Origin of the sequence: Prosthecobacter sp. (assembly GCF_014879935.1) — a bacterium.
GTDB lineage: Bacteria > Verrucomicrobiota > Verrucomicrobiia > Verrucomicrobiales > Verrucomicrobiaceae > Prosthecobacter.
In genome coordinates this window covers 1-5937 of the sequence record NZ_JACSRD010000229.1, presented here as the reverse complement: position 1 = coordinate 5937, position 5937 = coordinate 1, and the positions used below count along the sequence as shown (strand labels likewise).

Here is a 5937-nt window from a genome sequence, read left to right as displayed (position 1 = left end):
CCAAGCGGGGACAAGAGGACGGCGGCGAATGGTGAATAGTGCGGGCGTGATGAACGCGCCTCACACTCAAGTTAACTGCACCCATTGTGGCTCGCCGGTGCCGGCGGCCCGTGACGATGGGTTTTGCTGCGCTGGATGCAGCTACGTCCATGATCTCCTGCATCAGGAGGGGCTGGATCACTTCTACGACCTGAAGGGCAATGCGGCGCTGCCGCCCGTGGCCCCGCAGGCCTTGCGCGAGCGTGATTACGACTGGTTGACGCTTTTGAGCACCGAGGCGGAACGCACCAGTGAGTCGGATGCGGTGGAACTGCGGCTGGCGGTGCAGGGGTTGTCCTGCGTGGGTTGCGTGTGGTTGATCGAGCGATTGTTCTCGCGACATGCGGGTGCCTTGCGCGTGAATGTGGACGTGGTGCATGGCGAGGTGCGGCTGACATGGCAGCGCGGGCAGTTTGATGCCGTGGCTGTGGCACGTGATCTGCAAAGCTTCGGCTATCTGCTCGGTCCGCCGCTGCAAGGAGGCGAGAAGAAGGAATCCTCCGGGCTGGCGCGGCGCATGGGCGTGTGCGGGGCGTTTGCGATGAATGCGATGGCGTTCTCACTGCCCGCGTATTTCGGCATGCCGCGTGATTTTGCCTTTGCGCATTGGTTTGACCTGATTGCTGCTTTTTCCGCGACGCTGGCGATGGCGGTGGGCGGCAGCTACTTCATCGAGCGCTCGCTGCGCAGCCTGAGAGCTGGTGTGCTGCACATCGACACGCCGATCGCCTTGGGCGTGACGGCAGCCTATGCGGGCTCGATGGGGGGATGGATCGCGGGTGTGGAGGGGCTGAAGTACTTCGACTTCGTGGCGATCTTCATCTTTCTCATGCTGACAGGCCGCTGGGCGCAGCAGGCGGCGGTGGATCGCAATCGCAGGCGCCTAATGCGCGACACATCGATCCCGGAGATGGTGAATGTGATCAATGACGCCGGCATGGAAGAAGCTCAGCCGGTGGCGAACCTGAAAGCGGGCACGCGGTTTGTGGTGAAGCCTGCTCAGACCGTGCCTGTGGCCGCGAAGCTGATGAGCGAGAGCGCGTCGGTGAGTCTGGAGTGGATCAATGGCGAAAGCGAGGCACAGAACCGCGAGGAAGGGCAGTTGGTGCCGTCGGGAGCGCTGAACATCGGCACGCGGCCTCTGATGGTGGAATCGGTGGAGACGTGGGAGGATTCGACGTTGCGTCGTTTGCTCGATGCGCGGCGTGAGGCGGAGTTTCGCGATGTGCGGCTGGAGAAGCTGCTGCGGGGCTACCTGGTGGCCGTCGTTGTCACAGGGTTTGGCGGGGGCATCTGGTGGTGGGCTCATGGCTCAGGCATCACCCAGGCACTGCAGGTGATGATTTCGATCTTTGTGGTGTCGTGTCCATGTGCGCTGGGCGTGGCGGTGCCGCTGGCGGAGGAGATGGCGGCTTCGAGAGCGGAGAAGCTGGGCGTGTTTGTGCGCTCGCTCGGGCTATGGAAGCGGCTGATGCGTGTGAAGCGCGTGGTGTTCGACAAAACGGGCACGTTGACGCTGGAGAACCCTGTTTTGGAAAACGCTGGTGTTTTGCGCACGCTTGACGCCGAAACGCGTGCGGCGCTGCGTCATCTGGTGACGGGGAATCTGCACCCGGTGAGCCGCAGCTTGTATGATGCGGTGGCGTTTGAGGGCGATTCGCGAGTTTTTGACCGCTGCACGGTCAAGGAGGCCGTGGGGCAGGGGTTGGGCTTTCAGGACGGGAGCGGCCATGATTGGCGGCTCGGCCGCCCGGAGGCCGGAACCGCCGGTGACGCCGTGCTGACGCGGGATGGGGTGGTTCTTGCCGCGTTTCGTTTCCGCGATGAACTGCGGGCCGAGTCGGTCCAGGAGGTGCGTCACCTGCACGAGCGCCAGATCGAGGTCTGTGTGCTCAGCGGTGATCGTTCACGGAAGGTGGAGGAGATCGCGCGCAAGCTGGAGCTTCCGGAGGCTTGCTGGCGGGCTGAATTGACGCCCGAAGCCAAGGCGGAGTGGCTGCGGGAGCGCAATCACGATGACACGCTCTATGTGGGCGACGGTGCGAACGACAGCCTGGCCTTCGACGCGGCGCTGTGCGCGGGCAGTCCGGTCACGGGCCGCAGTTTCCTGGAGCAGAAGGCGGATTTCTTCTTCCTGGGCCACAGCCTGCGTTTTGTGAGCGGGCTGATGCATGTGGCGCGGCTCCATCGCCGGGCGACGCGGCGTGTGTTTGCTTTCTCGGTCAGCTACAACCTGATCACCGCCGTGGCGGGCCTGATGGGGCACCTGAGCCCGCTGGCAGCGGCGATTCTCATGCCGCTGAGCTCGGTGTGCACGCTTTCACTGGTGGCCTTAACGTTCCGGAGGTCAGCGGCGTGGCGGACACCCTCTCAAGCCGGCGTCCAGCCTGAAATGGCGGTGTCATCAGAGATCCTGGCGACTCAAGCCTGAGGTTCGTGAGCACGAAAAAGGGCGGCTTTGCAGCCGCCCTTTTGAACTTGGTCCTTTCCCAGCCGGATGGATCAGGCGGCAGGGGCTGCTTCGCCAGGAGCGACGGGCGGCTTCGGAAGGGTGAAACGGTAACGGATCTTGCCACGCTTGGCAGCGGCGCGGGCCTTGCGGCGGGTGCGCTCTTTCGGGGTCTCATGAGCACGCAGGCGGCGGACTTCTTCAAGGATGCCTTCCATCTCAAGCTTGGTCTTGAGACGCTTGAGGGCGCGGTCAACAGGTTCGCCTTTGCGGATTTGGATTTCGGTCATGTCAGAATGAGGGGTGGTGGGAAAAGGGGCGCAAGAGTAGGGGCAGGACGCCAGTCGTCAAATGGAATGTAGGAGCGGTGGCTGTTCGCGGTTCACCGTTCTCTGCCGGCTGTTTTCAGGCGACGAGGGTCTGCTCACGGGCGGGACCGACACCGAGGAGGCTGATTCTGGCTCCGGTGAGTTCCTCGACGCGTTTCAGGTAGGCTTTGGCCAGCGGAGGCAGGTCCGCGAAGTTCGTGAGGCCGCTGAGGTCCTGTTTCCAGCCCTGGTGGGTTTCATAAACAGGCTCGCAGGCTTCGATGTCCTCGACCGTGCTCGGCGGGTATTGCAGCGTCTGGCCGCGCAGCTTGTAGGCGGTGCAGATCTGGACCTCATCAAGGCCGTCCAGGCCGTCGAGGTTGGTGATGGCGAGCTCGTCAGCACCATTGATCATGACGGCGTAGCGCAGCAGCACGGCGTCCAGCCAGCCGCAGCGGCGGGCTCGGCCGGTGGTGGCGCCAAACTCGCGTCCCATGCCGTGCAGCATGTCGCCGATGGATTCGTTCTCGGTGACAAAGGGGCCGCTGCCGACACGGGTGGTGTAGGCTTTGCAGACGGCGACGACTTTGTCGATCATGCGCGGAGGCACGCCAGAGCCGGTGCAGGCACCGCCGGTGGTCGTGTTCGAACTGGTGACAAAAGGATAGGTGCCGTGATCGATGTCGAGGTAGGTGCCCTGCGCCCCTTCGAAAAGGAGGCTTTTGCCCGCTTTGATGGCCTCGTGGCAGACGACGGCGGTGTTGGTGATGTGCGGGGCCAGTTCTTTGGCCGCAGCGAGGATCTTTTCGACGGTTTCTTCGACGGGCACGGCTTCGATGCCGGAGGCGATGATGAATTCGTTGTTGCTCGCGATGCGTTCGCGCAAGGCACCGGCCAGTTTCTCCGGCTGGGTGAGCAGAATCGCGCGCAGGCCGTTGCGTTCCACCTTGTCGGCGTAAGCCGGGCCGATGCCGCGTCCGGTGGTGCCGATGGCGTTGGCTCCGCGGCGTGCCTCGCGGGCGCGATCAAGGGCCTTGTGGTAGGGCATGACGAGGTGGCAGGTCTCGCTGATACGCAGATTCTGCGCGGTGATCTTCACGCCCTGGCCGCGCAATTTGGCCATTTCTTCCAGCAGGCCGATGGGGTCAAGGACGACGCCGTTGCCGATGACGCAGAGTTTTTCCTCCCACAGGATGCCGCTGGGGATGAGGTGCAGGATGTACTTCTGGCCGTTGCTGATGACGGTGTGGCCGGCGTTGCTGCCGCCGGCGGCACGCACGACGACATCTGTTTTTTCAGTGAGGAAATCGACAATTTTGCCTTTTCCTTCATCGCCCCACTGGGCGCCGACAACGATGGTATTGGACATGGGATTCTTTCTGTTCGGATGGCGGCACGGGAGTCCGCAAGGGGTTGGTTGGGAGACACGCAGAAGGCACCGGACGCAGCCGTTTCAGGCCGCAGAGGCGGTTGGTTCGCTGAAGCGAGGCCGGTGCCGCGACACGTGCGCGGTCAGGTCAGGCAGCTCCCATCTGAGTGGCAAAGTAAACGGCCACGCCGCAGGCCAGGAGCGCGACGACGCCGAGCAGCGTCAGCAGACCGCCACCAGGGTTCTTTTCCTTCGCCTTCGGACCGAAGCCGCTGCGCAGTTTGCTGTTGTAAGGATGGCTGCCGTAGCCGCTCGAAGGTGTGGAAACCGTGATGGTCGGGGCCGAATAGGAAGTTTCCTCGCCATCGCCCACAAAGGTGCAATTCACATTCCCAAGCTGGAAGGCCGTGCCCGGGGCCAGCGAGATGGCCTCCACGCGGGAGCCGCCCAGTTTCGTGCCGTTGGTGGAGCCGAGGTCCGTCAGCGTCCAGGAGGCGCCGTCAAAGGTGACCTCGCCGTGATGACTGGACACCGAATCGTCGGAAATGACGAGCTGGTTGTCATCGGAACGGCCGAGAGTCATGCGTTCAGCGTCGAGTTCGAGAGCGCCGGAGGCACCATCTGGGGTGGTGAATTGGATGCGGGGCATAGCGGCGGAGTTTTAGCAGGCCGGGACAAGGGTGGCAAGGGAGATTCACGCGCTTGCACGGCCGGGGGTTTTCGCTAGGGGAGGCAGTCCACCCTCCTCCCCCGCTCACTCGTGACCCAAGTCTTTGAAATCCTCGGCAAGTTCGACACTGACAGCGACTGCCACAAGCTGCTCTACGCCCCGCATCCGCTGCCGTTGAAGTATCGCGAGGGCCGGGTGTACAAGATCGAGTTCGAGGGAGACGCGGCAGCTTTGGAGGCCTTTGTGAATCGCGTCTTGATCGATCCCATCAGCCAGGAGGCCCGCACCGGCGGCCAGCCGGCCTTCGAGAAAGCCTCCTTCGTGCTGGAATACGGCATGAAGGGAGCCGCGCTGGATCTGGAGAAGGAGATGATCCTCAATTACTACCGTGGCACGGAGAACCCCGGCTTTGAGATCAAGAAGCTCACCCTGCGCACGCGCATCTATGTCTTTGGTGAAGGAGCCGAGCCGACCCAGTTCGTGCGTGACATCGTCAATCCGGCGATCCACACCCACGAGGTGCTGAAGGCGGCGTGAAACTGACGGCGCAGGCTGTTTTGTTCGACAAGGTTTGGGTACAGGTGGTTTCGACCGCTAAGTGATGGGAATTCGCTTCAACTGCCGCAACGCATACAGCGGCGCGTCCGTCTCCACGATGCGTTTCGCCCCTTGCTTCCGTTTCGGGCTGAACTGGTCCCGCTGCGCCTCGAAGATGCCCTCCACGAACGCCTTGCTGCCAAGAACCGCCCCATCGCTGAAGTAGCGCACGCGCAGCCGCACCAGTTCTGCTGAACTCAGTTTCCCACGTTCCGCCAGCACAGTTCTCACCGATTCCGCTCTCATCCCGCTCTCCACCACGGCCTCGTTCTGCGCGTCCTTCACCTCCCGGCCCTCATCAAAGAGAATGCAGCGATACGCCTCCGCCGCTCCCGCACTCTGCCAGCCGTCCACCGGTTTGCCGATGGCCTTGCACAGGCCGCGTTGTGCTCTCCGGCTGCCACCCAGCGCCTCGGCGTAACCGCACCAGCGGTAATCCTTCGGATCTTTTACCAGCCCGGCGCGCACCGGATTGAGGTCGATGTAGGCCGCCATCGTGCGCAAC

General features: G+C 63.1%; 5 protein-coding genes and 1 pseudogene. 2 read left to right on the top strand and 4 right to left on the bottom strand.

The annotated features are described in order from the left end of the window. Positions 1–2470 (top strand): heavy metal translocating P-type ATPase metal-binding domain-containing protein (locus tag IAE77_RS26655; protein ID WP_294233459.1); only part of this gene is annotated, 2470 nt, incomplete at its 5' end. Between the two features lie 71 nt (positions 2471–2541). Here IAE77_RS26655 and rpsU read toward each other — a convergent pair. From rpsU to IAE77_RS26640, 3 genes are all read right to left on the bottom strand, one after another. Continuing rightward, the gene (gene rpsU / locus IAE77_RS26650; protein WP_294233456.1) at positions 2542–2778 is read right to left on the bottom strand and encodes a 30S ribosomal protein S21; all 237 of its coding nucleotides are present in this window, start codon (positions 2776–2778) and stop codon (positions 2542–2544) included. A 115-nt stretch (positions 2779–2893) separates the two neighbouring features. Continuing rightward, positions 2894–4165: an adenylosuccinate synthase gene (locus IAE77_RS26645; RefSeq protein ID WP_294233453.1), complete on the bottom strand. Its 1272-nt coding sequence runs from the start codon at positions 4163–4165 to the stop codon at positions 2894–2896. 148 nt (positions 4166–4313) lie between these two features. Further along, positions 4314–4814: an FHA domain-containing protein gene (locus tag IAE77_RS26640; RefSeq protein ID WP_294233450.1), complete on the bottom strand. Its 501-nt coding sequence runs from the start codon at positions 4812–4814 to the stop codon at positions 4314–4316. 111 nt (positions 4815–4925) lie between these two features. On the opposite strand from IAE77_RS26640, the gene IAE77_RS26635 reads away from it, so the two are divergent. Further along, the gene (locus IAE77_RS26635) at positions 4926–5372 is read left to right on the top strand and encodes a hypothetical protein (protein WP_294233448.1); all 447 of its coding nucleotides are present in this window, start codon (positions 4926–4928) and stop codon (positions 5370–5372) included. A 57-nt stretch (positions 5373–5429) separates the two neighbouring features. Here the strand turns inward: IAE77_RS26635 and IAE77_RS26630 are convergent. After that, a pseudogene (locus IAE77_RS26630) lies at positions 5430–5937 on the bottom strand (chemotaxis protein CheW); the annotation flags it as partial.

Excerpts from the sequence above, each read along its gene's own strand:
- rpsU (WP_294233456.1), bottom strand. The coding sequence starts at position 2,778 with ATGACCGAAATCCAAATCCGCAAAGGCGAACCTGTTGACCGCGCCCTC.
- IAE77_RS26645 (WP_294233453.1), bottom strand. The coding sequence starts at position 4,165 with ATGTCCAATACCATCGTTGTCGGCGCCCAGTGGGGCGATGAAGGAAAA.
- IAE77_RS26640 (WP_294233450.1), bottom strand. The coding sequence starts at position 4,814 with ATGCCCCGCATCCAATTCACCACCCCAGATGGTGCCTCCGGCGCTCTC.